Raw genomic sequence first — 2,327 nt, 5'->3', positions numbered from 1 at the left:
GCCGGCAAAGCCCAGGCGGTCGATGCTGATGCCGGCGGCGGGCACCAGCGTGTTTTCCATGCCGGCGGGCGTGCCCATCCAGCTCACGGTCCAGCCGCGTGCCTGCATCTCGCGTGCGACCGCGATGCCGGGGATGATGTGACCGCCGGTGCCGGCGGCCATGATCACGAGATGGCTCAAGGTCGGCCACCTCGCATCAGCGCACGGTTTTCCATGTCCGTGCGCAGCACGATGGCCAACGCCACCAGGTTCATCACGATGGCCGAGCCGCCGTAGCTCATCAGCGGCAACGTCAGGCCCTTGGTGGGCAGCAGGCCCAGGTTCACGCCCATGTTGATGAAGGACTGGCCGCCCATCCAGATGCCGATGCCCTGCACCATCAGGCCGGCGAACACGCGGTCCAGCGCGATGGCCTGGCGGCCGATGTGGAAGATGCGGCGGGTGAGCCAGAAGAACGCGGCCACCACGCACAGCACGCCCACCAGGCCCAGCTCTTCGCCCACCACGGCCAGCAGGAAGTCGGTGTGCGCCTCGGGCAGGTAGTGCAGCTTTTCCAGGCTGCCGCCCAGCCCCTGGCCGAACACCTCGCCACGGCCGAAGGCGATCAGCGAATGGGTGAGCTGGTAGGCCTTGCCCTGCGCATAGTCGGGGTTCCAGGGGTCCAGGTAGGCAAAGATGCGCTGGCGCCGGAATTCGCTGAACACAATCATCAGCACGAAGGCGCCCACCAGCACCGCCACGCTCAAGAAGAACATGCGGCCGTTGACGCCGCCCAGGAACAGGATGCCCAGCGCCACCGCGGCGATGACCATGAAGGCGCCCATGTCCGGCTCGGCCAGCAGCAGGATGCCCACCACACCCAGCGCCACGGCCATGGGCGTGACGGCGCGGAAGAAGTTTTCCCGCGCATCCATCTTGCGCACCATGTAGCTGGCCGCGTACATCGCGATGCCCAGCTTGGCCAGCTCGCTGGGCTGGAAGTTCATGATGCCCAGCGGAATCCAGCGGCGGGCACCGTTCACGCCCTTGCCCACGCCGGGAATCAGCACCGCCACCAGCAGCACCAGGGCCACCACGAAGATCCAGGGCGCCCACTTTTCCCAGTCGCTGAGCGGGATCTGCAGCACCAGCACCGCGACCACGAAGGCCAAGAAGATGGAGATGATGTGCCGGGTGAGGAAGTGGGTGGAGGCGTAGCGCGCAAAGCGCGGGTTGTCGGGCAACGCCACCGAGGCCGAATACACCATCACCAGGCCCAGGGCCAGCAAGGCCACCACCACCCAGATCAAAGCCTGGTCGATGCCTTGCACCGCGGTGGGCCGCGACGAGCTGGGCACCCAGTCGCGCACCGGCACGCGGTGGCTGCCGTCGTCCTCGGGCTTGCGGCCGAAGGGCAGGCGCAGCTGCGCGAGTCGGCCACGCAGGCCGCCCAGGGTCGAAGTCATGTGCTCGGCGGCGGCCATCAGACGTGCTCCCCGTGTTCGGCCGCCAGGGCCTGCACCGCCTGCACGAACACGTCGGCGCGGTGGGCGTAGTTGCGGAACATGTCCAGGCTGGCGCAGGCGGGGCTCAGCAGCACCGCATCGCCCGCCTGGGCCTGCTCGAAGCTCCAGGCCACGGCCTGGGGCAGCGTGTCGTGGTGGCGCAGCGGCAGCTCGGCCAGCGGCAGGCCGCTGCGCTCGGCCTCTTCGGCCAGCGCATCGGCAATGCGCTGCGCATCACGCCCGATCAGCGCCACCGCGCGGCCATGGCGGGCCAGCGGCGCGGCCAGCAGACGGAAGTCCTGGCCCTTGCCGTCGCCGCCCAGGATGGCCACCAGCTTGCCGGGCGCCTTGTCGGCGCCCAGGCCCAGCAGCGCGGCCACGGTGGCGCCCACGTTGGTGCCCTTGCTGTCGTCGAAGGCTTCCACGCCGTGGACGGTGGCCACGAACTCCACGCGGTGCGGCTCGCCGCGGTATTCGCGCAGGCCGTGCAGCATCGGCGCCAGCGGGCAGCCGATGGCGGTGGCCAGCGCCAGCGCGGCCAGCGCATTGGCGGCGTTGTGACGGCCGCGGATGCGCAGCGCATCGGCCGGCATCAGCCGCTGCAGGTGGATCTCGGGCGCTTCGCCCTTGCGGCGCTTCTCGGTGGGGTCGGCTTCCAGCGCACGCACCAGCCAGGCGATGCCGTTTTCGGTCACCAGGCCAAAGTCGCCGGGCTCACGCGGGGCATCGAGGCCGAAGCGCACCGCCTTGCGGGCCACGGTGCGCGGCGCCTTGCCCTTGGCGGCCTTGAAGGGCTTGCCGGTGGTGGCGTTCACTTCGGGCAAAGGCGCGGGCACCAGGCCT

3 protein-coding genes are annotated in these 2,327 nt (G+C 70.0%); all 3 read right to left on the bottom strand.

What is annotated here, in order from left to right:
- Positions 1-162: glycosyltransferase (locus tag ABNT58_RS12320; RefSeq protein WP_348753769.1), on the bottom strand; the 162-nt coding region annotated here is incomplete at its 3' end.
- 14 nt (positions 163-176) lie between these two features.
- On the bottom strand, positions 177-1,445 hold the full coding sequence (gene ftsW, locus ABNT58_RS12315; protein WP_348753768.1) for a putative lipid II flippase FtsW: 1,269 nt from the start codon (positions 1,443-1,445) through the stop codon (positions 177-179).
- 17 nt (positions 1,446-1,462) lie between these two features.
- Positions 1,463-2,327: cyanophycin synthetase (locus ABNT58_RS12310; protein ID WP_348753767.1), on the bottom strand; the 865-nt coding region annotated here is incomplete at its 5' end.

The organism is uncultured Aquincola sp., from assembly GCF_964001545.1.
Taxonomy (GTDB): domain Bacteria; phylum Pseudomonadota; class Gammaproteobacteria; order Burkholderiales; family Burkholderiaceae_C; genus Aquincola.
The sequence above is the reverse complement of the archived record's forward strand: the minus strand, read 5'-3'. Positions and strand labels throughout refer to the sequence as shown.